The sequence below is a fragment of the Acidobacteriota bacterium genome (assembly GCA_016716715.1).
Classification (GTDB): Bacteria; Acidobacteriota; Thermoanaerobaculia; order UBA5066; family UBA5066; genus Fen-183.
This window is the reverse complement of record JADJVE010000008.1, coordinates 202073-226747: the sequence shown is the minus strand read 5'-3', so window position 1 is coordinate 226747 and position 24675 is coordinate 202073. Positions and strand designations below refer to the sequence as shown.

Genomic DNA, 24675 nt, shown 5'->3' with positions numbered 1-24675 from the left:
ACGTCTTCAGTTCACCGAGAGCTCGAACGCGGGCGGCTCGATCATGTGCTTCTTGACGGCGCACTGGTCGACGGCGCGCTGAATCGCACCCGTGTACTTCTCGGGGAATCCCGGCGGGAGCGTAAGGGCCGCCTTGATCGTCGAGAGACGCTTCTTCTCGGGGTCCCTGATGGTCTCGACCGAGAGGCTGAGGCCTTCCGTCGCGATCCCGCGCTCCTGGCAGAACCGCAGGGCGTAGAAGCCCATGCACGTCGCGATCGAGGCGATGAAGAGGTCGAACGGCGCCGGAGCCGAGTCTCCCCCGAAGGGCGAGGGCTGGTCCGTCCGGACCGTGTGGCCCTTGAAGGCAGCCTCGACGGCGACGCCGCCGGGGAAGGCCACGTCGTACCTCACGCGGCCTCCCCGGCGCAACAGGACGCCCTGGGCTGGTCGATCTGGTCCGTCAGCCCTACCTTCTTCAGGATCGCGACCATCGGGCACGTCTTCGAGAAGGCCGCTCTGAAGCAGGTTCGCCCCCACGAAGGCCGTGAAGAGGAAGAAGCCGGGGTGAACAAAGTACCCGAGGGCGACGGAGGCCAGGGTGAAGAAGCCGCCGATGGCGCGGAGAGCGTCGTTGATGGTCATTGTTTTCTCCTTGTCGTTCCGGCGTTCCAGCCGGTTGACTTCAATCGCTATATAGTTATATAAGAGTTTTCTATGAATGACAAGCCCCTTCCGGCCGCCCGGGCCCTGCTCCTCCTGGTTGCCCTCGCGGCGCCCTCCGGCGCCCGGGCCCAGGCCGGGACCCCTTCGCCCCTGACCCTCGCAGGCGCCATGCAGAAGGCCCGGGAAGGCGCCCGGGAAGTCACCGCCGCGCAGGCCCGCCAGGGCGCCGCCGAGGCCCGCGCCTCACAGGCGAAGGGCTTCCGGTGGCCGTCCCTGAACCTGACGGCGCTCTGGATGCGCACGAACAACCCGGCCGAGGTCTTCGCCCTCAAGCTGAACCAGGGCGTCTTCTCGTTCCCGGAGTTCGTGGCCTCGAACCCGAACGACGCCTCGCCCCTGAACACGGGGATCACGCGGGCCGAGATCGTCCTCCCCCTCTTCACGGGCGGCGAGCTCTCGGGCCGCATCGACCAGGCGAAGCTCGCGGCCGACGCCGCCTCGGGCACGTCCTCGTGGGTGGCCGACAACGCGGCCCTCGCGGCCGCCGAGGCGTACGTCATGGTCGCCCAGGCGGAGGAATACGCGGCCCTTCTCCACAAGTCGCGCGACACCGTCGCCGCGCACGTCAAGCTGGCCGGCGACTACGCCGCTCAGGGCATGCTCGTCCGCTCGGAGCTCCTCAGGGCCGAGGTCGAGCTCTCCAAGATGGACGACCTCGTGACGGAGGCCGACGGCCGCGTGCGCATCGCGAATGCGAACCTCGCGTTCCGCCTCGGCGCCGCCGGCAGTTCCTCCTGGACCCTCGCTCCCCTGCCCGACCCGCGCCCCGTCGCGACTCCCGTGGACGGCTGGCTCGCGACGGCTGCCGAGCGCTCGGATCTCGGCTCGGCCCGGAATCTCCTTGCCGCCGGCGAGCTCGAGGAGAAGGTGAAGAAGGCGCCGATCTGGCCGAAGCTCGCGCTCGTCGCCAAGGGCGAGCTGTACGGCGACAAGCCGTTCGGCTCGACGGGCACGTCGGGCTCGATCATGGCCGTCGCGACCTGGAACGTGTTCGCGGGCGGCAGCGACCACGCCGCCGCCGTCGCGGCGCGCGAGGACGCCCGCGCGGGGCGCGAGGACGTCGCGCGGTTCGCCGAGGGCGTCCGCCTCGAGGTCCGCCAGGCCTTCGAGGAAGCCCGGACGGCCCAGGCCCGGCACGAGACCGCGAAGAAGGCGCTCGATTCGGCCCGCGAGGCCGAGCGCATCACGAACGACAGGTTCCGGGCGGGCGTCGTGAAGACGCTCGATCTCCTGGACGTCACCACGGCCCGCCGCGAGGCGGAGACGCGCGAGCTCGTCGCCCGCGCCGACGCGCACACGGCGGCGCTGAAGCTCGCCGTCAAGGCGGGACGCCGCCCCGAGAGCGTATTGAACGGAGGAACGGAGTGAAGCAGATGTTCGGATTCGGAATTTCTTTGAGGGGGAAAGACGGGGAGAAGACCGGGGGATTCGGATCTTCTTTGAAGGTGTCGGGCGCCCTCGTCGCGGCGGGAATCGCCTCGGTGGTCCTCGCCGGCTGCGCCGGCCCCTCTTCACCTTCTAAGAAATCTTCCTCTTCCTCCATCGCACCCGTCTCCGCCGCCACGGCATTGGTCGAGAAGGCATCGCTGCCGGACCGCCTGACTCTCTACGGCACCGTCACGGCCGACCGCTCCGCCGCCGTCTCGTCGCGCGTGATGGCAAACGTCGTCGCCGTCCCCGCGCGTGTCGGCCAGTCCGTCGCCGCCGGCGACGTCCTCGTCGAGATCGATGCCGCAGACCGCGAGCGGGCAGGAGGCGCAGGCCAAGGGCGCCCTCGCCCAGGCCCGCGCGGCGCTCTCTCTCGCCGAGCGCAACTACGAACGCTACAAGGCCCTCGCGGCCTCGGGCTCGGCGTCGCCGCTCGAGCTCGACATGTCACGAATGCAGTACGAGCAGGCGAAGGGCGCCGTCCAGCAGGGCGAAGGCGCGGTGGAAGCAGCCTCCTCCGTCGCACGCGAGTCCCGCGTGACGGCGCCCTTCGCCGGCCGTGTGGCCGCCCGCCTCGTCGAGGCCGGCGACCTCGCGGCCCCGGGCCGCCCGCTCGTCATGGTCGAGTCCGCGACGGGGCGCCGCCTCGTCGTGCAGGTTCCGGCCGGCGCCGTCGCCGCGTCGGGCCTCAAAGCCGGACAGAAGCTCGCCGTGAAGATCGACGGCGTCGCCGCCGAGCTCACGGGCACCGTCGTCGAGATGTCCCCGGGCGCCGACCCGGCGAGCCACACGTACACGGCGACGCTCGAGCTGGCGGGCACGCCCGTCTCGACAGGCCTCACGGGCCGCGCCACGCTCGACACCGCCCCGCGCGCGACCGTCCTCGTCCCCGAGAGCGCGGTCCTCACGAGCGGCGGCGTCACGCTCGTCGCCGTCAAGGACGAAGCCGGCAAGGCGCGCACCCGGGCCGTCACGACGGGCGCCGTCTCCGGCGGCAAGGTCGAGATCCTCTCCGGCCTTTCGGGCGGCGAGACCGTCCTCGTCGGTCTCGCGTCTCCGCCCGCCGACGGCGCGCCCGTCTCCGAGTTGAAGGGCAGCTCCCGGTGAACGAGCACATTCCCCAGGGGCCGAGCGCCCGCGAGATCCTCCACCGGAAGATGACGCGCCGGCCGCTCGGCGCCTCCGGCCGGATCGCCAAGGCGTTCCTCGAGTCCAAGCTGACGCCGCTCCTCGTCGTCGCGTCGCTCCTCCTCGGGGCGTTCGCGCTCCTCGTCACGCCGCGCGAGGAGGAGCCCCAGATCAAGGTCCCGATGATCGACGTCCTCGTCGCGCTTCCGGGCGCGACGGCCGAGGAGGTCGAGCGGCGCGTCGTCTCGCCCGTCGAGAAGGCGCTCTACCAGATCCCGAACGTCGAGTTCGTCTACTCGATCTCGCAGCCCTCGGGCGGCATCGTGATCGTGCGGTTCATGGTCGGGACGGACCCCGACCAGGCCGTCGTCCGCGTCCACGCGAAGATCGCCGAGCTCGCGCCCGCTCTCCCGCCGGGCGCGCTGCCGCCGGTCGTCGCTCCGCGCGGGATCGACGACGTCCCCGTCGCCGCGTACACGCTCTACTCGAAGGACGCCTCGCCGATGCAGCTCCGGCAGATCGCCGACGAGGTCAAGGCCGACTTCACGCGGCACCCGCGCGTCGCGCAGGTGACCGTGATCGGCGGCCAGCGGCGCGTCCTGAACGTGAAGTTCGACCGCGACCGCCTCGCGTCCTACGGCGTCTCGCTCGTGCAGGCGTACGGCGCGCTCTCGGGCCTCAACTGGCGCCTGCCCGCGGGCAGCTTCGCCTCCGGCAACGCCGAGGTCCCCGTCGAGGTCGGCTCCCTCTTCCGCCGCGCCGAGGACGTCGGCTCGGCCGTGATCGGCGTCGCGAACGGCAAGCCGGTGTGGCTCAAGGACGTCGCGACCGTGTCCGACGGCCCCGAGGAACCCTCGCAGTACGCGTGGATGCTCACGAAGGCCGGCGACGACGCCCCGGCCGTCACCCTCGCCGTCGCGAAGAAGCCCGGCACGAACGCCGTCGACCTCGTGAAGGACCTCGACGCCCGTCTCGAGGGCCTGAAGGGCCCGGTCGTCCCGTCCAACGTGACCGTCGCCAAGACGCGCGACTACGGCAAGACGGCCGACGAGAAGTCCGGCGAGCTCATCTTCCACGTCGGGCTCGCGACGTTCTCCGTCGTCCTCCTCATGGCGCTCTTCCTGGGCCGCCGGGAAGCGGTCGTCGTCCTCGTCGCGGTTCCCGCGACGCTCGCGCTCACGCTCTTCGCGTCGTTTCTCTTCGGGTACACGCTGAACCGCGTCACGCTCTTCGCGCTCATCTTCGCGATCGGCATCCTCGTGGACGACGCGATCGTCGTCGTCGAGAACGTCCACCGCCACTACGAGATGGGCTGGGGCGAGCCGCGCCTCACCACCGTCTACGCGGTCGACGAGGTCGGCAACCCGACGATCCTCGCGACGTTCGCGGTCGTCGCGGCGCTCCTCCCGCTCGCGTTCGTCTCCGGCCTCATGGGCCCGTACATGCGCCCGATCCCCGTGAACGCCTCGGCCGCGATGGTCTTCTCGCTGCTCGTGGCGTTCGTCGTCTCGCCGTGGCTCACGTTCCGCCTCTTCCGGAAGTTCGCCGAGGAGCACCTCCGGGGCGAGGAGCACTTCGAGGCGGGCGCCGACAAGAAGCCCGAGGACCGCCTGCTCCGCTTCTACCGGAAGCTGTTCACGCCGCTCCTCGCGAGCGCGACGCGGCGCTGGGTCCTGCTCGGCAGCGTCGTCGTTCTCCTTCTTCTCGCCTGCGGCCTCTTCCTCGTCCGGGCGGCGAAGGTCAAGATGCTGCCGTACGACAACAAGAGCGAGCTGCAGGTCGTCCTCGACATGCCCGAGGGCACCACTCTCGAGGCGACCGCCGCCGCCGCGCGCACGCTCGCGACGCTCGTCAAGGCCCAGCCCGAGGTCGCGGACGTGCAGGTCTACGCCGGCACGTCCGCTCCGTTCAACTTCAATGGCCTCGTGCGCCACTATTTCCTGCGCTCGGGCCCGCTCGTCGCGGACCTGCAGGTGAACCTCGCGCACAAAGAGGAACGGAAGAAGGACAGCCACACGATCGCCAAGGAGATTCGCAACCGGATCTCCGAGGCCGGCAAGCGCCTTGGCGCGAACGTGAAGGTCACGGAGGTCCCGCCGGGGCCGCCGGTCCTCTCGACGATGGTCGCCGAGATCTACGGGCCCGACCCGGCGCAGCGGATCGTGCTGGCGCGGGAGGTCCGGGGCATTTTCGAGTCCACCCCCGGCGTCGTCGACACGGACTGGCTCGTCGAGGACGCGTCTCCGAAGATCGAGGTCGCGATCGACCGTGAGAAGGCGATGCTGAGCGGCGTGACGCCCGAGGTCGTCGTCAAGACGCTCCGGATCGCGCTCGACGGCATGGACGCGGGCCTCCTGCGCGTGGACGCGGCGCGCGAGGCCGTGCCCATCGTCCTGCGCCTCGACCGCGCCCAGCGCTCCGGCCTCGAGGGCCTCCTTGCGACGACCGTGCCCTCGCAGACGGGCCGCCTCATCCCGATCCGCGAGCTCGTGACCGTCGTCCCGGGCAAGCGGGCGCCGTTCGTGTACCACAAGAACCTGCAGCCGGTGACGTACGTTCTCGCCGAGATGGCCGGCGTCGCCGAGGCGCCCGTCTACGGCATTCTCGACATGAAGAAGAAAGTCGAGGCGCTGCGCGGCCCGGACGGCCGGCCGCTCGAGATCTTCAACACGGCGCTCCCGACAGACTCGAACCGTTACGCGCTCAAGTGGGACGGCGAGTGGCACGTCACGGTGGAGGTCTTCCGGGACATGGGGATCGCCTTCGCCGCGGTCCTCGTCCTCATCTACGTCCTCGTCGTGGGGTGGTTCCGCTCCTTCGTGACGCCGCTCATCATCATGGCGCCGATCCCGCTCACGCTCATCGGCATCGTGCCGGCGCACGCGGCGTTCGGCGTGTTCTTCACGGCGACGTCGATGATCGGGTTCATCGCGCTCGCGGGGATCATCGTCCGAAACTCGATCCTCCTCGTGGACTTCATCAACCTCGAGCTCGCCGCCGGCGAGCCGCTCGAGGAGGCCGTCATGAAGGCGGGCGCCGTGCGCTTCCGGCCGATCGTGCTCACGGCCCTCGCGCTCGTCGCGGGCGGCGGCGTCATCCTTCTCGACCCGATCTTCCAGGGCCTCGCCGTCGCGCTCATCTCGGGCGTCGTCGTGGCGACCGCCCTGACTCTCGTCGTGATCCCGCTCCTCTATTTCATGTACATCAAGGCGGCCGGCGCGCCGCCCGCGGAGGAATAAGCGTGAAGATGCTCATGGTGCTCGCCGGCACGGAGTGCCGCGAGAAGGTCGAGGTCGCCCTCGAACGCGCGGGCGTTTCCGGATACACGGAGGTCGAGGCCCGGGGCTTCGGCTCCTCCGGCCGCCACCTCGGCTCGGCGGCGTTCCCGAAGACCTCCACGATCATCATGTCCTTCGTCGCGGACGAGGACGTCCCGAAGCTGCGTGCCGCCCTCAAGGACGTGCAGGGCAGCGCGTCCCGGCCGCACGTCGTCACCTGGGCCCTCGAGTCCTGGGACGCCTGAGGAGACGCCCATGCCCCTCTACGAGTTCACGTGCGAGAAGTGCGGTGCCACGTTCGAGGAGCTCGTCGGCGCCGGCCTCGAGGACTTCGGGGTGACCTGCCCCGAGTGCGGAAGCGAGAAGATCCAGAAGCTCGTCTCGCGCTTCGCGTCCGCCGGAGCCTCCGCGTCAAAGGGCGGCGACGGAGGCGGCTCTTGCGGGCCGGGCTCCGGCCGCTTCACGTGAGGGTGACGCCGGGGCCCGTTGGGCCCCGTTCCGGAGCATGCAACGCCGCGGTCGATGCCGTCCTGCCCGCGACGGACGCAGGCTGCGAGCAGGTCGCGGCTCTCTTCCGCGCGCTCTCCGAACCCATGCGTCTCAAGATCCTGAGGCGGCTTTCACGGAACGAGGCCTCGGTCGGCGAGATCGTGGCCGATGTCGGCGGCACACAGGCAAACGTCAGCAAGCACCTCGCCATCCTGCTCGGCTCGGCGCTCCTCGGCCGCCGCAAGGAAGGCACGCGCACCTTCTACGCGATCAAGGATCCCTCGATCTTGAGAATTTGCTCGATTGTCTGCGACGGCGTCGAGCGTGGGTCAGCGGACACGTCGGACGGGCCTCCGCGGCGACGGAGGTCCGAGCCCAGCACCACGGCCGGTAAGGCGATCGGGACCGGGGATTTCCTGAATCCGGCGACGTCGCGCGTCACGAGAAGCTCGCAACCACCCTTGCCCGCGGCGCAGACCCGGACGAAGGCGACGCTGCGAGACGGCCCGTCCCCCCCCCCCCCCGCAATGCCTTCCCTTCGATCGGCCGGTGTGGATCCGTGACGCCATGCGGAACACCCTGGCGCCGCCAGGCCGCCCAGAGCGCAAGCGCCGGGGGCCCGCGGAAAAGAACCCCGGGAGGACGTTGACTCCCGGAGGATCCTTTCTGTACTTGGCCTCGAGGTGCTCGCGATAGGTCTTGGCCTCCTCGCCTTTCAGGCAGCCCAGGCGGCGAAGGACCGGGGAGGGGGCTGGCGGCGTCCCCTCCGCGGCCCCCCCAGACCCCCCCCCCCCCCCCCCCCCCCCCCCCGCGAGCCCGGCCCGCGGATCCCCGGGCTACTAGTTCGCATCACGTCCCACAAATATACCCGGCGTGAGACACAAGGCTCGGTGAGGCGCCATCTATTGGCTTGCGCTTACCGGCGTCGACCGCCGAGAATTCCGGCCATCAATCACGCATCGGACGGTATCGAGAGGAGCACCGAGTGACACGATCTCGCTCACTCGGCTGGGCGCGGATCGCCGTCGGCGTCTTCGCGGGCCTGCTGCTGCACGGTGTGGCCGGCTCCGCCTTCGCGCAGACCTCCTGTTCTCCCGCGACCACGCCCTGCCAAACCTGCCCGCCGCCGCCGCTGTGCGCCCCGTCCAGCACACCGTGTTTGGGATCAACAGGTACCACCATCACGGCTTCCTCTCAGACATGCAGCGGCGCCACAGCCCAGGTCACGACCGTATTGGAGGACGCAATCGGGCCGGCCAACGTCTGTTTCGGCGTAAACAAGAGCGCGGGATGCCTTGTCCTCGCCGGAAAAAGCAACATCAACGTCCACACCCAGACCATCGTCGCCGCGCCTTCTTCCTCTGTCACAACATCCACGAGCAGCGGCACCAGTTTCGAGTCTCCCCCGGCCTGCAGCCCTGTCGGATCCTCGCGGGTCGTGCAGACCGTCACACTGGAAGACACGGTCGGCCCCGGCACGATCATCATCGGGGATCGCGATAACGGTGGCACGGCCTTCGAAGTTCTCGCCGGCACTACTAACCTGAACATCAACACGCACACGCAGACGTACAAGTGCGTCGCGGCGGGGGGGCTCTCGTCCACCGTCGCCGTCCCGATCGTCCTCTCGTCCGGCGGCCTCGCCGGCTCCTTCTTCACGTCCGAGCTGGCGTTGACGAACCGCGGAACGACCGACGTCTCGATCTCGTACGCCTACACGGCCGCTTTTGGCGGCGCCAGCGGCACGGCGACGGACAGCCTCCCAGCCGGCCGCCAGAAGATCGTGTCGGATGCCATCACGTACCTCCGAGGCCTCGGAATCCAGCTGGGTGATTCCGGAAACCGCGGCGGCACTCTTCAGATCACGTTCAGCGGGCTTTCATCGGCGGACGCCGCGGCCGCGACGGTGCGCACGACGACCGCCGTCACCGAGGGCCGGGCCGGCCTCGCGTACGCGGGGCTTCGATCGGGGAGACTTCTCTCCGCTCCCGTCTATCTCTGCGGCCTTCGGCAGAACGCAACCGATCGCTCCAACGTCGCCGTCATCAACGCCGGAGGCTCTTCCGCCGGAAACATCACGCTGCGCCTCACGGTCGTCTCCGGTGACCCGGCAAGTCCAGTCAGCCAGGCTCTGCCCGACATCACGCTCTCCCCCGGCGGCTTCAGTCAGGTCTCGGGGATCCTCGGGTCGAACGGCCTCAGCGTCACGAACGGCTACGTCAAGGTCGAGCGTGTCTCCGGCACGGCTCCCTTCTACGCATACGCCGTCATCAACGACCAGGCCAACTCCGACGGCTCCTTCGTCGAGCCCGTCCTCGCGGCTCCGGCATCTGCTATTGCCAGGCTCACTCTCCCCGTCATCGTCGAGACGAGCGCGTTCAATACCGAGCTCGTGCTCACGAACTTCTCCTCGGCCTCGCACACTCTGACCGCCACCTACGTCGCGTCGGCGATTCCCTCGGGCTCGGTCACCTTCAACATCCAGCTCCTCGCCAGAGAGCAGCAGATCCTCCCGTCGTTCGTGCAGGTCCTGCGCGACCGGGGATCATTCCGGGGGCGCCCGGTGCGACATTCGTCGGTGCGCTCTTCGTCACGGATCTGACCGGCGACACTCGCGGCCTTTCGGTCGGGGCCCGGACCTCGACCGCCGGCGGCGGAGGGCGATACGGCCTCTTCTACTCGGCCGTGCCGGCCGGATCCGAAGCAACGACGGCCGCGTGGCTCTACGCCCTTCAGCAGAACGCCGAGAACCGGACAAACCTCGCTCTCGTCGTCGTGGGCTCGACCAACTCACTCGCCGACACCTTTCACATCGATCTCCACGACGGCGCGACCGGCCAGAAAGCCGGATCGACGGACGTGACGGTGCCCGCGAACGGCTTCACGCAGATCAACACGATCTTCGCGACGTTTGCCCCCGGTGTCCCGAGCGGATACGCCGTCGTCACGCGCACCTCCGGCAGCAATCCCTGGGTCGCGTACGCCGTCGTCAACGACGGCGGCCAACCCGGCCAGAGAACCGGCGACGGCGCTTTCGTCGAGGCCACTCTCCCGGACTGACCCCTGAACCTGCATCATTGACCTCGTCTGCGGCGGGTACGATGATCGCCATATGGCGATGCACGCTCATCTCCCGCTCACGGACGCCGGCTGCGAAGAAGTCGCAATGCGCTTCCGGGCGCTCTCCGAGCCCATGCGCCTCAAGATCCTGAGGCGGCTGTTCCGGAGCGAGGCGTCCGTCGGCGAGATCCTCGAGGAAGTCGGCGGCACGCAGGCGAACGTCAGCAAGCACCTTTCGGTCCTGCACGGCTCGGCGCTCGTCGACCGCCGGAAGGACGGCACGCGCACCGTCTACCGCATCGCGGACCCCACCCTCCTGAAGATCTGCTCCATCGTCTGCGACGGCGTCGAACGCGACGCCCGCGACAAGGCAAACGCCATCCTCGGACGTCCGAAGCGAGGCGGCCGCCGCTGAGCTCCGCCGCCCCCGCGCCGCCCCGCCTCGTCGACGCCGCCTCCTCCGAGCCCCGCGGCCCCGTCGTCACCGCCTCACCCGCCGCGGAGGCCGCGTTCCTCGACCGCTTGCGCAACCGGGTGATCGGCGCGGACGCCGTGATGCCGGGCCCCTCTGGCGAGCTTCCCCTCCGGTACTTCGACTTCATCGCCTCGGGCCGTTTCCACCGCGACGTCGAGGACGAGCTGAACGAGCGCGTCCTGCCGTTCATGGCGAACACGCACACGGAGAGCAGCTTCACGGGCCACCGGATGACGGAGCTCTACGAGGGCGCGCTCCGGAAGATCGGCGCGTACGTCGGCGCAACGCCCGATGACGTCGTGATCCCTGTCGGCTCGGGGTCTACCGGCGCGATCAACCGCCTCATCCACGTCCTCGGCCTCAGGCTCCCCGACCAGCTCGACGAGCGCTTCGGCCTCGCGGCCCGGATCCCCCGGGACGACCGTCCCGTCGTCTTCCGGTCGCTGATGGAGCACCACTCGAACGACATCGCGTGGCGCGAGACGATCGGCGACTCCGTCTACGTCGAGTTCGACGCCGAGGGACGCATCAGCCTCGAGGACCTCGACCGCAAGCTCGCGGCCCACGCGCACCGGCCCTGGAAGATCGGGACGTTCAGCGCGGCCTCGAACGTGACGGGAATCCTCAACGACGTCCACGGTCTCGCGCGCGTCCTCCATCGGCACGGCGCGCTCGCGTTCTTCGACTTCGCGGCCGCCGGCCCCTACGTGGACGTCGACATGCACCCGGCAGGCGATGCCGCGGGCGCGCTCGACGCCGTCTTCTTCTCCGTCCACAAGTTCCTGGGCGGCCCGCGCACGCCGGGCCTCCTCGTCGCGCACCGGCGCCTCTTCACGAACCGCGTGCCGGCCGAGCCGGGCGGCGGGACCGTCCTCTACACGTCCCCGTGGGACCACCGCTACCTCGGCGCGATCGAATCGCGCGAGACGGGCGGGACGCCCCCGATCGTCCAGACGATCCAGGCGGGCCTCGCGTTCGACCTCAAGGCGGCCGTCGGAGCCACGCGCACGGAGCGCGTCGAGCAGGACTATCTCGGCCGCGCGATCCGCGCCTGGCGCGGCCGCGACGACCTCGCCATCCTCGGCAATCTCGAGACGCGGCGCCTCGGTGTCCTCTCGGTGATCTTCCAACACGTCCACCACAACCTCGCCGCGCGCCTCCTGAACGACCTCTTCGGGATCCAGGTCCGCGCCGGCTGCATGTGCGCGGGCCCATACGGCCACCTCCTCCTCCACATCGACGAAGAACACTCGAAGACGATCCGCCACCGACTGGACGAAGGGCATCTCGGCGAGAAACCGGGATGGGTCCGCATCAGCCTCGCGCCCACCGTCAGCGAGGCCGAGTTCCAGGCTCTCCTCGAGGGCGTGGACCACGTCGCGCGGCGCGGGCGCGACCTCTCCGAGGACTACACCCAGAGCGACAAAACCGGCGAGTGGGCGCCCCGCACGGCCGTCCCCGCGCACGGAAAGGAATCGAAATGACCGACGTCCGAAAAATGCACCCCGCCACACGCATCATCCACGCGGGCCAGCACCCCGACCCCGCCACGGGCGCCGTCTCGACGCCGATCTACCAGACGTCCACGTTCGCGTTCAAGAACGCGGACGAGGGCGCGGCGCGCTTCCAGGGCCGCGACCCCGGCTTCAAGTACACGCGCCTCGGCAACCCGACGGTCGCGGCGCTCGAGGAGTGCCTCGCGATCCTCGAGGGCGGCTGCGGCGCGCTGGGCGCCGCGACCGGCATGGCCGCCATCAACACGGTGTACGTCGCTCTCCTCGAGCAGGGCGCGCACGTGGTGGGCACGGACTCCGTCTACGGGCCGTCCCGCCTCGTCCTCGAGAACGAGTACCGCCGGTTCGGCGTCGCCTCGACGTGGGTCGATTCGTCGAAGCCGGAGAACGTCGCCGCCGCGATGCGGCCCTCGACGAAGATGGTCTACATCGAGACGCCCGCGAACCCGACGATGAAGCTCACGGACATCGCGGCCTGCGCGGACATCGCACACGCGGCGGGCGCGCTCCTCGTCGTCGACAATACGTTCGCGTCCCCCGTCCTCCAGCAGCCGCTCGCGCTCGGGGCGGACGTCGTCGTCCACAGCCTCACGAAGTACATCAACGGGCACACGGACGTCGTGGGCGGCGCGATCGTCGCGGGCTCGCCCGCGCTCCACGACAGGCTCCGCAAGGTGCACGTCGCGTTCGGCGGAACGATGGACCCGCACCAGGCGTGGCTCGTTCTCCGGGGCGTCAAGACGCTCGGCCTCAGGATGGAGCGCGCGCAGGCGAACTCTCTCGAGGTCGCCCGCTTCCTCGAGGCGCACCCCGGCGTCGCGTGGGTGCTCCACCCGGGCCTCCCGAGCCACCCGCAGCACGCGCTCATGCTCCGGCAGATGTCCGGGCCCGGCGCGGTGTTCTCGTTCGGCGTCAAGGGCGGGCTCGAGGCGGGCAAGGCGCTGATCGACTCCGTGCAGCTCGCGACGCTCGCCGTGAGCCTCGGCGGCGTCGAGACGCTCATCGAGCACCCGGCCTCCATGACGCACACCGGGATGCCGAAGAAGGAGCGCGAGGCCGCCGGGATCACCGACGACCTCGTGAGGATCTCCGTGGGCTGCGAGGACGTCCGCGACCTGATCGCCGACCTTTCGCAGGCGCTCGTGACGGCGGCCGCTGCCGTCTCCGTGGGCGCCTGAGGCCTCAGGACTTCTTCGGGCAGTTCGGGTTCGGGCCGGTGCCGTCCATCGGGCCCGTCTGGGCGCCGTTGCCGCCGCCGCAGCAGCCCGCGCCGTTGTGCTTCCCGTTCCCGGCGCCGGCGCCCGCGCCGTTCCCACGGCCGGCGAAGGCGGGCGTCCCGTCCGCGTTGCGGAGCTTCAGGATCGTCTTCTGCGTGAGGTTCTCGACCTCGGCGACGACGAAGCCCTGCGGGCACTCGACGCACGTGTAGAGGGTGAGGCGGACCGCGTCGCCAGCCACGGGCGCGAACTTCTGCGCGGTGAGGTACCGGTACGAGCCGAGGATGTACGCCTCCTCCTTGCCGCCGACCTTCACGGCGAGCGTCGGCATCCCGAGACCGGGACCGCCCTTGAGCGAGACGACGTCGCCGATGACCGTGGACGGTTTCGTGACGTCGATCTTCGAGGCGGCAGCCGGCGTGCCGGACCCGGCGCCGCGTCCGGCGGGGGGGCCCTGCTGGGCGAGGAGCGGGAGGGTGGCGAGGGCGGCGAGGAGGGCAAGGGTGGTGAGGTTCCGTTTCATTTCGATCTCCTTCCGGCGAATGACAACGCACGCCTCGTGCCGGGTGCCGCCGCCGCGCGCAAGACGCGGTCATTCAAGCCTTTCGCAGAAATCTCTCTTCCCCGCGTCCCCGGTTTCCTGCAGAAACTGCAGCCCGCCCGCAGCGCCTGCAGTCCGTCACCAGGGCGTGCCGTAGAGGCCCTTGGCGAGAATCCAGACCGAGAGCCCGACCAGCAGGCCTCCGCTCGCGACCCGGACCAGCACCGGACGCGAGCGCAGGAAGGCGGTCTTCTCCCGAAACGCCTGCGCGGCGTACCCCGCAACCAGCATCGGGAGCGCAAAGCCGACGCTGTAGAAACCCAGCAGAGCCATTCCCTCGCCCAGTCGGGCGCGGGCCGCGACCATGGCGAGGACGGCGCTGAGGAACGGACCGACGCACGGGATCCACACGAGCCCGAGCGAGGCCCCGAGAACGGACCCCGACCAGAGCCCCCGCTTTCGCTCCGGAGCAATCCCCACCTTCAGTCTCTTGAAAGGGTTGACGTCGGCCAGCACCAGCAGGCCGATGACCCCGATGAGGATCGCGACGGGCTTCTCCAGGCGCACCAGCAGAGGCCCGACCACGGCGCCGAAGAGCGACGAGAGGATTCCCATGGCGAAGAACGTGGACATCAACCCGGCCACGATGGCCAGCGGCCGGAGCCGGTGCTCTCCCGGTCGTCCGGCCATCACGATGGGCAGCACGGGCAGCACACAAGGGGACACGGTGCTGGCGAGGCCGGCTCCGACGGCGAAAGCGGCGTTGGCCAGGCTGAACCCGGCAAGCGTGTCCACGCGAGGCTCCCCGCTCAGCGGCCCGACTTGCCGGGGATGCCCGCAACGACCGCGTCGACGGGCTGGATGCCGGGGGAATACCGGGTGATCTCCTTGCCGTCGGCGCCCACCAGGATCAGGTTGGGAAGAGACCGAACGCCGTACTGATAGAAGACGTCCCGGTCGGCCGGAACGTCCGTGCGGACGTAGCGGAGCGTCGCACGCGGCTCCCACTTGTTCCGGCCCTCGGCGAGGATCTGATCCTGCGTCTGGCACGGGCGGCCAGCCGGGTTCATGAAGAACAGGAGGGTCGGCTTCTTCTCCGCGGCGGCGAGGGACGTCGACAGGGCCGCCAGAACGCCGAGCAGGAGCACGAATTTCGAGAACGGACTACCCATGAATCGCATCTTCTTTCTCCCAAGCATTCAATTGAGGCCCCAGCGGCGAAGACGGTAATAGAGCGTGCGGACCGAGATTCCGAGCCGCCGGGCGGCGTCGTCGCGGTTCCCGCCCGACAGGCGCAGGGCCGCGAGAGCGGCCTCGCGCTCGCGCGTCTCCTCGTCGAGCGTGAGCGCCGGCGCGGCGGACGCGGCGGACGCGGCGGACTGCCGAACGTCCTCTTCCCGGATCGGCTGGCCGCCCCGCACCACGACCGCGCGCTCGAGCGTATTGCGCAGCTCGCGGACGTTGCCGGGCCAGGCGTGCCGCGCGAGGGCGTCGAGCGCTTCAGGCGTGAGCTCCGGCTCCGGCAGCCGGTGCCGCGCCGCGAGGCTCGCCACGAAGTGCCGGGCGAGGAGCGCGACGTCTCCGGGCCTCTCGCGGAGCGGCGGCAACGCGACAAGCACGACGGCAAGTCGAAAGTAGAGGTCGCGCCGGAAGCCGCCCGTCTCGACCTCGCGGGCGAGGTCGCGGTTCGTCGCCGCCACGAGGCGGACGTCGACGGTCACGTCCTTCTCGCTTCCGAGGCGCCGCACGTTGCGGTCCTCGAGGACGCGCAGGAGCTTGGCCTGGAGGGCCGGCGCGAGCTCGCCGATCTCGTCGAGGAAGAGCGTCCCGCCGCTCGCCTCCTCGAAGCGTCCCGCGCGCGCGCGGTCCGCGCCCGTGAACGCCCCCCGCTCGTGGCCGAACAGCTCGCTCTCCGCGAGCGACTCGGGCAGCGACGCCGCGTTGACCGCGACGAACGGACCGGTCGCGCGGGGCGAGCGCGTGTGGAGCCGCCGCGCCACGAGCTCCTTGCCCGTGCCCGACTCCCCCGTCACGAGCACCGGCACGTTGGCCGCGGCGACGCGGTCGACGAGCGCGAGGATCTCGCGCAGCCGCGCGTCGCCGGTGACGATCTCCTCCGCGGCCGGCTCGGGAGCGAGCAGCCGGTCGACGACCGCGAGGAGCGCGCGCGGAGAATCGAGCGGTTTCGTGAGGTAGTCAGCGGCGCCGAGGCGCACGGCCTCGACGGCTTCCGGAATCGTCCCGAATCCCGTCAGGACGACCACGGGCGGCGGCGCCGGAAGCTCCCGGCGCAGCGCCTTCAGGAGCGCGAGGCCGTCGCGGGCGGGCATCCGGCGGTCCGTCAGGACGAGCGCGAAGGCCTCGCGGCGCGCGAAGTGGAGCGCCTCCTCGCCGTCGCGGGCCTCCGTGACCGCGTGCCCATCCCCTTCGAGGATGTCCCTCAGGAGGGCGCGGAAGGACGGATCGTCGTCGGCGACGAGGATGCGCGCCATCTCAGGCCCGCTCTCCGGGAAGGGTCAGCCGCGCCACGCAGCCTCCGCCCGCGCGAGCCTCGAGCGTCACCTCTCCGCCGTTCGCGCGGGCGAGCGCCCTCACCGTGGGAAGGCCGAGTCCGGTGCCGCCGGGCCGGCTCGTGACGTAGGGGTCGAAAGCGCGTGCCGGATCCACCGAGAGGCCGGGGCCGCGGTCGCGCACCTCGACCCAGGCCGTGCCGCCGGCTCTGCCGGCGGCGATTTCGAAGATCCCGCCGGGATGGTGCGCCCGCGCGTTCGCCAGGAGCTCGTCGAGCACGTCGGCCGCGTGGCCTGTGTCCGCGAACGCGCTGACCGCGGGCGGGCCGGAAACCGTCACGGCGACGCCCGCACGTTCCGCCGCCTCACGCGCCAGGGCGACGAGGTCGAGGCTCTGGGGCTGAGGCTCGACGGGCCGCGCGAACCTCAGGATCTGCGACACGAGGTCCTCGATCCGCGCGCTCGCCTCGACGATGCGGCGCGAGCGCTCGACGACCTGCTGGTCGGGACGGTCGGCCATGAGCTGCGCCGTGCCCTTGATCGCGGCGAGCGGGTTTCGGACGCGGTGCGCGAGGCCGGCGCCGGTGAGGGCGACGGCGTCGAGCCGCTCGCGCTCGGCCTCGAGGCGCTCGCGGCGCTCGCGCTCGGCGAGCCCGCGCGCCGCCGCAAGGGACAGGACGACGAGCCCGACGCCCGCGACGACGGACCCCAGGACGAGCGCGAAGGCGAGGCCGCCCGAGCTCGCCGCGCCCCGCGCGGGGAAGAAGCGCAGCGTGAAGGGGCCTCGACCCGGCCCGTATCCCGCCCCGGGACCGGGGCCCGCGCCGGGGCCCGCGCCGGTGGGGCGCCAGCCCGGCCCGAGCATCGCGGGCATCTCGACGGCCGCACCCTCCGTCTCGCCTGCGCGCGCCGCCACCCCGGCGAAGGAGACGACCTCCACGCCCCTCACGAGCGTCGCGTTCGCGCCGAGGAATTCCGAGAGGGCCAGCGGCGCCCCTTCGGGCCCGTCGTTCCGGAGCCGGGCCTCCAGCTCGTGGCCGGCGCGGGCGAGGAGGCCGTCGCGCACGGCCGCGTCCCGAGCCCGCAGCGAGCTCGCCGCGACGAGCGAAACGCCCACGAGCGCGGCCGCGAGCAGCAGCGCCGCGACGACGGGCGAGGCGAGGAGGAGGGCGCGGCGGCGGTCCGGAGGGGAGTTGACCATCTATAACTTAATGATTATATTGTAATCCATGTCCAACGCCAACACCGCCCCCACGGGCGCCCGGAGCCGGGGATGAGCAGCGACGCCGCCTGGATGTGGGGCGCCCTCCTCGCATGGATCGTCCTCCAGAAATTCGTCTTCCCCCGCCTCGGCATCCCCACGTGAGGGGCGCCCGGTCCCGCCGGCGGCGGGACGAGCTGCTCCACACGAACCCGGCCGGAGCGTTCCGGACCGGAAAAGGAACCCATTGAGCCTGACCGCTGACGAGCTCGACCGGCGTCTGGCGGCGTTCCACACACGGAAAGACGCATTCGTCGCCCTCGGGCACGACGGCGCCCGCGCGGCGGCTCTCGTTCTCGACGCGGCGGGCGCCCTCGAGGGGCCCGTCCTCGACCTCGGCTCGGGAATGGGCGTCATGGCGCGCGAGCTCGCGCGTCGCGGGCACGCCGTCGAGAGCGTCGACGTGAACGCCGAGGAGCAGGAGATCGCCGCGTCGCTGACGGCCGGGACGGGCCTCGAGGCCCGGATCGCCTTCACGCCCGCCGACGGCGCCGCCCTCCCCTTCGCCGACGGCGCCTTCGCCTCCGCCGTGTCGTTCAATGTCCTCCACCATCTCGCCGACGGCGCGTCCGTCCTGCGCGAGGTTCTCCGCGTCGTGCGGCCCGGCGGCATCCTCGTGCTTGCGGACTTTTCGTCCGAGGGCTTCGACTTCGCGACGCGCGTCCACGCGGCCGAGGGCCGCACGCATCCGGAAGGACCCGTCACCCTCGACTGGGCGCGCGGCTTCCTCGCGGCGGCCGGGATGATCGAGACGACCTCCGGCGAAGCCCATCACGAGCGATTCGCGACGTTTCGCAAGCCCGCGGAAGCGGCGCGTGCCGCCGCCCCGCCGGCGTTCGAGGCGCTCGATCGCGCCGGCCTCTTCAAGGCTCTCGACGTCTTCGCCAAGAACTGGCTCGCCCACGACGGAAGCTGGTTTCTCGCGGCCGAGGAGCGCTTCGGGATGGACACGGCGATGGACCTCGACGCGGGCGCGTGGCGCCGCTTCGCCGCGGCCGAGGCGCGGCGGATCATGGAGGCCTACGCGATCCCGAAGGACGGCGGCCTCGATGCTCTCGCGCGGGCGCTGTCCCTCCGTGCGTACAGCTTCGTGAACCCGAGCCGCATCGAACGGGACGGCGCCGTCCTGCGCTTCTTCATGACGTCCTGCCGCGTCCAGGAAACCCGCCGGCGCAAGGGCCTGCCGGACTTTCCGTGCCGGCCCGTCGGCGAGGTCGAGTTCGAGACGTTCGCACGCACGGTCGATCCGCGCATCACCACCCGTTGTCTTCACTGCCCCCCGGACGCAGACTCCCACGGGCACTGCGGATGGGAGTTTCGTCTCGTCTGAGACGGCCGCCGAATCCACAGCGGCCATAAGGAGTCACCATGAAAGAGTTCTTCAAGACCAACGAAGGTACCGCGGACCGCATCCTGAGGATCGTCGCGGGCATCGTGATGCTCTCGCTGACGGTGGTCGGACCGAAGACGAGCTGGGGCTTCGTCGGCATCCCGCTCCTCTTGACCGGACTCGTGGGCAACTGTCCGCTCTATTCCATCTTCGGTCTGAGCACGTGCCCGGCGAAACCCTCCGGGCCGGCCGCGCGATAAACCGCCGGGGACTGGCCATGTGTCATCGAGTGACCTGTTCCCGGTGCGGGAAGCCGACGTATGCCGGTTGCGGCCGGCACGTCGAGGAAGCGCTTGCGGGCGTTCCGCGCGACAAGCGCTGCACGTGCCCGCCGCCGAAGCCCCTCCTCGAGCGCTTGTTCAGCCGCCGCCGAGGCTGAACCTTCGAGCGCACCCGGAGAAGCGGCCCCGCAGTCGCGGGGCCGCCCCGGAAGATCAGCTCCGCCCACCCTGCCGGGCACCCGAGCCGCGGCCGCCCTGCGGGCCGCTTCCCGTGCAGGTGCCCGAGCCCTTGCCCGAGCCGGCCCCGAAGCCGGTGCCGTCCCTGGGCCCGCTCCCGTTGTTGCCGGAGCCGTCGCCGGGGCCCTTCCCCATCTTGCCGTTCTGGGGCTGGCCCGCCTTGGCGCCCGGCGTCGCGCCGCTGCCGGGCGCGCCGTAGCCGGTGCCGTCCTTCGGGCCGACGCCCTGATTGCCGGTGCCGTCGCCCGGGCCGTTCCCCGGACCCTGCTGCGCGTCCGCCGGCAGCGTCAGCGTTCCGGCGAGGAAGAGCGCGCCCGCGAGGAGAGATGCGGTCTTCGTGAAGGTACTTCGCATTGTCGTGGTCTCCTTTCGTCTCATGCCGGCCTGCCCTTTGGGCTTCCCGGACGTGCCTTCTCGTTTCACGTCCTGTGCCAGTGGGAGGAACCGGGCGAGGCAGACGAAGGGAGCCGCATGAACATGAATGGATAGAGTGTTTTCTCGATGGAGGCCGCCCCATCACCGACGCAGGCTCGTCCGCCGGACTGCAACTCGTGCATGAGAACTGCAACCCGCTTCTCGACGCGCCTCATCAGGAAGCCATTCCGAAAAGCACGGTATCGTTGCGGCACGCTGGGCCATGCGCACGAATGTCGACTGAAACACTCGTCTTCCTCACGGCTGCCGTTCTCGTCGTGGCGTTTCTCTATTCGTCCGTCGGGCACGCCGGCGCCTCCGGCTACATCGCCGTCATGTCCCTCTTCAGTCTCGCCCCCGCCGAGATCAAGCCCACGGCGCTCGTCCTCAACGTGCTCGTCGCGAGCATCGCCACGTGGCAGTTCTGGCGGGCGGGGCACTTCTCGTGGCGGCTGTTCTGGCCCTTCGCCGCGCTTTCCGTTCCCATGGCCTTCGTCGGCGGCTGGGTCGACCTGCCCGCTCACGCCTTCAAGGTGCTCGTCGGAGTCGTCCTGCTGTTCTCGGCCTTCCGCTTCCTTTTCTCCGGGTCGGCGCCCGACGTGGTCGCCGAGGAGCCGCGCCCTCTCGTCGCCCTCCCGATCGGCGCCGGGCTCGGGCTGCTGGCGGGTCTCACGGGGACGGGCGGCGGCATCTTCCTCACGCCCCTGCTTCTCTTCAAACGGTGGGCGCGCGCCAGGTCCGCGGCGGCCGTGTCCGCTCTCTTCATCCTCGTCAATTCCGTGGCCGGGCTGCTCGGAAACCTCGGGGGCGCACGGAACGTCCCTTCGTTCGCCATTGTCCTTGCAGCCGCCGCTGTGATCGGCGGGACGTTGGGCTCGTATCTCGGCAGTCGCCGCTTCCCGCCCGTCGCGATCCGGCGCAGCCTGGCGCTCGTCCTCCTGATCGCCGGCGCGAAGCTGATCTTCACGCGTTGAAGCCCGGCGAAGGCCTCTTCAGCGCACCGCCTTGCGCGTACAGCTTCGTCAGGTCGAGGGTTCCTGCGCGTCGCCCTCGCCTCCCGCAGGCGTCTCCGGTCTGGCGATCTCCGCCGCCGGCTCGCGCTGCCGATCCCAGGCCAGCTGCTCCGTCTTCATCTCCCTCCACCACTTGAAGTGATGGTTGTAGGCGAAGAGCTCGTTTACCGATCCGGTGAACATCGAGAAGAAGGCGGGCTTCTCTTCCGGGAAAACCGCTCCCATGTACACATGAATGACGAGCCCGGCCACGACCGCCCCAACGGCGCCGAAGTGGAGAACTACCGCCCAGCCCACGACCCACGGCGAGAACAGCCTGAAGGCCATGATCACGCCGGTGACCATCACGACCGGCAGCATCGCGTAGACCACCATCGAGAAGAGCTTCTGTCCGGCGTTGTAGACCCCCTGGAGGGGGAGCGCTTCGTCGCTGCGTCCGAGGATCCGGAGCGCACGGACGACGAGCCAGCGCACGTCGTCGCGATCGAGGGCGATCTCCTTCTTCAGGACCTCGCCGCGAAGATACGTGCGGAAGCCGAAGATTCCGTAGACGAGGAAGACGCCGATCCAGACGAGGCCGAGCGCGACGTGAAAGCGCAGAAGGTTGCCCCGCGTGCCGAACAGCCCGTTGACGATCGCGAGGTACCAGTCCGGGGCGACGCGGAAGAGGCGCGACGAGATGAGCGCGGCGCCGGTCGCGACTTCGAGGATCCACGTCGCCGCGTTGAACCAGTGCAGGAGAATGATGGCGACGTGATGCTTCTTGATCTGGCGCTGGAGCATCGTCTCGGCCTCGTCGGCCGTGAGCGGCACCGGCGCGAGCGGAATGGCGTCACTCCTCAAAGTCGCCCTCCCCCTTGTGGAGCTGCGTGAAGAACGCCACGGCCTGGCCCGCAAACGTCATCCCAACCATGGCGAGCACGAGCGGCTTCAGGAGCCTCGTCCACGCCGCGCCGGCGGTGAGAAGTCGAGGGGGCCGGGGCGGGTAACTGCTCAGGACCAGGTCGAGGTGCTCCGGCCGCCCGAGATAGAAGACGTTCGGGCCGACGGCGACCGTCCGGGTCTCCATCCGGCGCGCCCCGTCCCGGAACACGAGCCGGGACACCTCGCTGTTGCGATCCTCGAGGTCTCCAAAGTACTTCGCGTGGGCCGTGCAGGTCGCGACGCACGCGGGCACCTCACCGCGCTCGATGCGCGGCCTGCAGAAGTCGCACTTGTCGACCTTCTTCGTGCGCGGGTTGATGAATCTCGCCTCGTAGGGGCAGGCGTCGACGCAGAAGCCGCAACCGATGCAGACGTCCGTGTCCACGCGGACGATGCCGCCGGCGTCCTGATACGTCGCGCCCGAGGGGCAGGGCTCGACGCAGGGAGGGTGATCGCACTGGTTGCATTGGCCCACGACAGGGCTGGAGGTCAGGTTCGGGAAGCTGCCGGCGAGAGGCGTCGTCCGGACGTGCGTCCGCGCATGCCCGGCGGGCACGGCCCACTCGGCGCTGCACGCGACCGTGCAGGCCTGGCAGGCCACGCACTTGCGCAGGTCCGTCACCATCGCGTATCTGGCCACTCGTCCTCTCCCTTCAAGCCCGGGCGGCGCGCACGAAGTTCACGCGCATCCCGGTTCCGCCGGTCAACGGATCGACGCTCACCCGGCTCATCAGCGAGTTGTCGGAGGCGCCGCGACCGAAGGCGCGCCTCAGGGCTCGCGACTGCTGGCCGAAGCCGTGGACGAGGTAGGCGCAATCGCTCCGAATGCCCTCCGTGACCTTGACCCGGACCGGGCTGCTCTTCACGCCCTCGACGTTCTCGAGAACGATGCGCTGGCCCTCGGTCACTCCCCAGTCGCGGGCGACGCTCGTCGCCAGCCAGACCTCGTTCTCGGACATCAGGGCGTCGAGCGCTTCGTTGTTCTGGCTCCGCGCGAAGGAATGCACCGGCGCGCGCCCGTAGATGAGCCGGAAGAACCCCTTTGGCGGTTCGACGGGCGGCGTGTAGCGCGGCAGCGGATCCGCGCCGATCTTCGCGAGAGCCTCCGAGTAGAGCTCGATCTTCCCGCTCGCGGTGTCGAACGTGCGGTCGACCGGAGCGCGATCCTCGAGGTACGGCTTGCCCGGAAAGGCCACCGCCCCGCGGTTCAGGAGCTCCCGCGCGCCGAACCCGGTCGGCTTGAGAATCTTCTCGAGGTGCTGCTCGGGCGTGTCCCAAGGGAAGAACGCCTCCAGCTTCAGCCTCTTCGCCAGCTCCTTTGCGATCCACCATCCCGGTTTCGACTCGTAGAGGGGCTCGCACGCCGGCGAGCGCACCGCGATGAACGGCCTCTTGGCGGACTCCACGATCGTCGGTGGGTCGTAGCGCTCGAGATACGTGGCCTCGGGCAGCACGAGATCCGCGTACTTGATCTGCTCGACGGGCAGCACGTCGACGACGACCATCAGGTCCAGCTTCCCGATCGCTTCGACCGTCCGGGCCGGCTGCGGGATGCTCTCGAGCATGTTCTGCCCGTAGACGATCCACGCCTTGATCGGGTAGGGATCGCCCGAAAGGGTCGCGTCGATCAGGCCGTTCGTGACTCCCAGCTCCTCGATGGCGAGAGGGAAGCGCTTACCGGCGCCGTCTGCCCGTCCTCGCTTCGGCTCCGGGAAGTCCGGGAGGTCGAAGCTCCCGCGCGGAATCGGCGTGGGGAGGAAGATGCCGCCCTTGCGTCCCCAGCTCCCGAGGAGAGCCGTCAGGATGGCCATCGCCCGCGCCCGCTGCGTGTCGTCGCCGTACCAGGTGACGTGCCTCCCGGGGTGCACGGCGACGGCCGGCTTCGCCTTGCCCATCGCTCGCGCCGTCTCGCGGATTTTCGCGGCGGGGATCTCCGTGATCGCCTCGGCCCACTCCGGCGTGAACTCCCGGACGTGGTTCGCAAGACGGTCGAACCCCGAGGCGTACGTCTTGAGGTACTCCTTGTCGCAGAGATCCTCGGCGATCAGGACGTTCATCCACGCGAGAAGAAGCGCGATGTCGGTGCCCGGCCGGATCGGCAGCCACCAGTCGGCCTTCGAGGCGGCGAGCGAGAAGCGCGGATCGACCGCGATGAGCTTCGCGCCGCGCGCGAGGCCCGTCGCGAACGCCGTGATCTGGGACGTGAACACGTTCTCGCCCAGATGGCTCCCGATGAGGACGACGAGCCGCGCCTCTTCGAGATCGACCGGCTCGGGGGAGCCGAGGCCCTGCCCGAACGTGAGCGAGTAGCCCACCTCCCGCGGACCGCGGCACTGGGCGAAGGACGGCTCGGCGCTGTTCGGGGTGCCGTAGGCACGCATCAACGTGGCGAAGAAGCGCGCACCGTTGCCGTGCGGGAAGAAGGCGACGCTCTCCGGCCCGTGCTCGTCGCGGAGCTTCACGAGGCGGCCGGCGAGAAAGTCGAGAGCCTCGTCCCAGCTCACGGGCTTGAAGCGACCTTCGCCGCGTTCTCCAACTCGAAGCAACGGGGTCTTCAACCGGTCGGGGTCATGGAGCAGTCCGGTCCCCGCGTTCCCGCGGGCGCACAGGCGTCCCTGGTTCTGGGGGTGATCGGGATTTCCCTCGACCCTCACGACCTTGCCTCCTTCGACCGATGCGAGGACCCCGCACCGCCAGAAGCACATCTCGCACGTCGTCGCGATCTTCTCGACTCGGGCCGTCCCGCTCCAGCCTGGCGGGTGGACGGTTGGACTCGCGACGGCGGGGACCGCGACGGCCCCCGCGCCCAGCGTGGCGGCGGTTCCGAGGAAACGTCTTCGGGTGATGTCGTTCTTCATGTGACGTTTCCT

At 70.2% G+C, this 24675-nt stretch carries 25 protein-coding genes; 14 read left to right on the top strand and 11 right to left on the bottom strand.

The genetic code is table 11. The annotated features are described in order from the left end of the window. Window positions 1-6: 6 nt before the first annotated feature. Window positions 7-624: an OsmC family protein gene (locus IPL89_14420; protein MBK9064370.1), complete on the bottom strand. Its 618-nt coding sequence runs from the start codon at window positions 622-624 to the stop codon at window positions 7-9. A 72-nt stretch (window positions 625-696) separates the two neighbouring features. Here IPL89_14420 and IPL89_14415 point away from each other — a divergent pair, with 72 nt between their 5' ends. From IPL89_14415 to IPL89_14390, 6 genes are all read left to right on the top strand, one after another. After that, window positions 697-2073, top strand: a complete 1377-nt coding sequence (locus IPL89_14415) for a TolC family protein (GenBank protein ID MBK9064369.1) — start codon at window positions 697-699, stop codon at window positions 2071-2073. Window positions 2074-2433: 360 nt separating this feature from the next. Further along, window positions 2434-3240, top strand: a complete 807-nt coding sequence (locus IPL89_14410) for an efflux RND transporter periplasmic adaptor subunit (GenBank protein ID MBK9064368.1) — start codon at window positions 2434-2436, stop codon at window positions 3238-3240. Window positions 3241-3290: 50 nt separating this feature from the next. Then, entirely contained in the window at window positions 3291-6500 is a 3210-nt protein-coding gene (locus IPL89_14405; GenBank protein ID MBK9064367.1) for an efflux RND transporter permease subunit, read from the top strand. A gap of 2 nt (window positions 6501-6502) precedes the next feature. Continuing rightward, entirely contained in the window at window positions 6503-6784 is a 282-nt protein-coding gene (locus IPL89_14400; protein MBK9064366.1) for a hypothetical protein, read from the top strand. Between the two features lie 10 nt (window positions 6785-6794). Next, window positions 6795-7007: a zinc ribbon domain-containing protein gene (locus IPL89_14395; GenBank protein ID MBK9064365.1), complete on the top strand. Its 213-nt coding sequence runs from the start codon at window positions 6795-6797 to the stop codon at window positions 7005-7007. A gap of 125 nt (window positions 7008-7132) precedes the next feature. Beyond that, a complete protein-coding gene (locus tag IPL89_14390) occupies window positions 7133-7591 on the top strand; it encodes a helix-turn-helix transcriptional regulator (protein MBK9064364.1) in 459 nt (152 codons plus the stop codon). A 631-nt stretch (window positions 7592-8222) separates the two neighbouring features. Here the strand turns inward: IPL89_14390 and IPL89_14385 are convergent. After that, on the bottom strand, window positions 8223-8417 hold the full coding sequence (locus tag IPL89_14385) for a hypothetical protein (GenBank protein ID MBK9064363.1): 195 nt from the start codon (window positions 8415-8417) through the stop codon (window positions 8223-8225). Window positions 8418-8466: 49 nt separating this feature from the next. On the opposite strand from IPL89_14385, the gene IPL89_14380 reads away from it, so the two are divergent. The 5 genes from IPL89_14380 (at window position 8467) to IPL89_14360 (ending at window position 13255) form a co-directional block, all read left to right on the top strand. Further along, on the top strand, window positions 8467-9630 hold the full coding sequence (locus IPL89_14380; GenBank protein MBK9064362.1) for a hypothetical protein: 1164 nt from the start codon (window positions 8467-8469) through the stop codon (window positions 9628-9630). Between the two features lie 83 nt (window positions 9631-9713). Further along, entirely contained in the window at window positions 9714-10088 is a 375-nt protein-coding gene (locus IPL89_14375) for a hypothetical protein (GenBank protein ID MBK9064361.1), read from the top strand. Window positions 10089-10140: 52 nt separating this feature from the next. Next, window positions 10141-10503 (top strand): winged helix-turn-helix transcriptional regulator, encoded by a 363-nt coding sequence (locus tag IPL89_14370; GenBank protein ID MBK9064360.1) that lies wholly within the window; start codon window positions 10141-10143, stop codon window positions 10501-10503. A 107-nt stretch (window positions 10504-10610) separates the two neighbouring features. Next, complete coding sequence (locus IPL89_14365; GenBank protein MBK9064359.1) at window positions 10611-12047, top strand: aminotransferase class V-fold PLP-dependent enzyme; 1437 nt, start codon at window positions 10611-10613, stop codon at window positions 12045-12047. Further along, on the top strand, window positions 12044-13255 hold the full coding sequence (locus tag IPL89_14360; protein ID MBK9064358.1) for a PLP-dependent transferase: 1212 nt from the start codon (window positions 12044-12046) through the stop codon (window positions 13253-13255). Before IPL89_14365 ends, IPL89_14360 begins: the two co-directional genes overlap by 4 nt. A gap of 4 nt (window positions 13256-13259) precedes the next feature. On the opposite strand, the gene IPL89_14355 is transcribed toward IPL89_14360, so the two are convergent. From IPL89_14355 to IPL89_14335, 5 genes are all read right to left on the bottom strand, one after another. After that, complete coding sequence (locus tag IPL89_14355; protein ID MBK9064357.1) at window positions 13260-13817, bottom strand: hypothetical protein; 558 nt, start codon at window positions 13815-13817, stop codon at window positions 13260-13262. A gap of 156 nt (window positions 13818-13973) precedes the next feature. After that, complete coding sequence (locus IPL89_14350) at window positions 13974-14630, bottom strand: cytochrome c biogenesis protein CcdA (GenBank protein MBK9064356.1); 657 nt, start codon at window positions 14628-14630, stop codon at window positions 13974-13976. A gap of 14 nt (window positions 14631-14644) precedes the next feature. Beyond that, entirely contained in the window at window positions 14645-15007 is a 363-nt protein-coding gene (locus tag IPL89_14345; protein ID MBK9064355.1) for a thioredoxin family protein, read from the bottom strand. 27 nt (window positions 15008-15034) lie between these two features. After that, window positions 15035-16327: a sigma-54-dependent Fis family transcriptional regulator gene (locus tag IPL89_14340; protein MBK9064354.1), complete on the bottom strand. Its 1293-nt coding sequence runs from the start codon at window positions 16325-16327 to the stop codon at window positions 15035-15037. Between the two features lies 1 nt (window position 16328). Continuing rightward, window positions 16329-17546: a HAMP domain-containing histidine kinase gene (locus IPL89_14335; protein ID MBK9064353.1), complete on the bottom strand. Its 1218-nt coding sequence runs from the start codon at window positions 17544-17546 to the stop codon at window positions 16329-16331. 247 nt (window positions 17547-17793) lie between these two features. Between IPL89_14335 and IPL89_14330 the strand changes: the two genes are divergently transcribed. Next, the gene (locus IPL89_14330) at window positions 17794-18936 is read left to right on the top strand and encodes a class I SAM-dependent methyltransferase (protein MBK9064352.1); all 1143 of its coding nucleotides are present in this window, start codon (window positions 17794-17796) and stop codon (window positions 18934-18936) included. Between the two features lie 38 nt (window positions 18937-18974). After that, entirely contained in the window at window positions 18975-19196 is a 222-nt protein-coding gene (locus IPL89_14325; protein MBK9064351.1) for a DUF2892 domain-containing protein, read from the top strand. Between the two features lie 234 nt (window positions 19197-19430). Here IPL89_14325 and IPL89_14320 read toward each other — a convergent pair whose 3' ends face one another. Continuing rightward, the gene (locus IPL89_14320; protein ID MBK9064350.1) at window positions 19431-19808 is read right to left on the bottom strand and encodes a hypothetical protein; all 378 of its coding nucleotides are present in this window, start codon (window positions 19806-19808) and stop codon (window positions 19431-19433) included. Between the two features lie 293 nt (window positions 19809-20101). Between IPL89_14320 and IPL89_14315 the strand changes: the two genes are divergently transcribed. After that, complete coding sequence (locus IPL89_14315; protein MBK9064349.1) at window positions 20102-20842, top strand: sulfite exporter TauE/SafE family protein; 741 nt, start codon at window positions 20102-20104, stop codon at window positions 20840-20842. 48 nt (window positions 20843-20890) lie between these two features. On the opposite strand, the gene IPL89_14310 is transcribed toward IPL89_14315, so the two are convergent. Genes IPL89_14310 through IPL89_14300 form a run of 3 tightly spaced genes read right to left on the bottom strand, consistent with a single transcriptional unit; the run spans window position 20891 to window position 24651 of the window. Further along, complete coding sequence (locus tag IPL89_14310; GenBank protein ID MBK9064348.1) at window positions 20891-21724, bottom strand: cytochrome b/b6 domain-containing protein; 834 nt, start codon at window positions 21722-21724, stop codon at window positions 20891-20893. After that, window positions 21714-22445, bottom strand: coding sequence for a 4Fe-4S dicluster domain-containing protein (locus IPL89_14305; GenBank protein ID MBK9064347.1), 732 nt, complete (start codon window positions 22443-22445; stop codon window positions 21714-21716). The genes IPL89_14310 and IPL89_14305 overlap by 11 nt, the downstream gene beginning before the upstream one ends. 13 nt (window positions 22446-22458) lie before the next feature. Next, on the bottom strand, window positions 22459-24651 hold the full coding sequence (locus tag IPL89_14300; GenBank protein ID MBK9064346.1) for a molybdopterin-dependent oxidoreductase: 2193 nt from the start codon (window positions 24649-24651) through the stop codon (window positions 22459-22461). Between the last annotated feature and the right edge of the window lie 24 nt (window positions 24652-24675).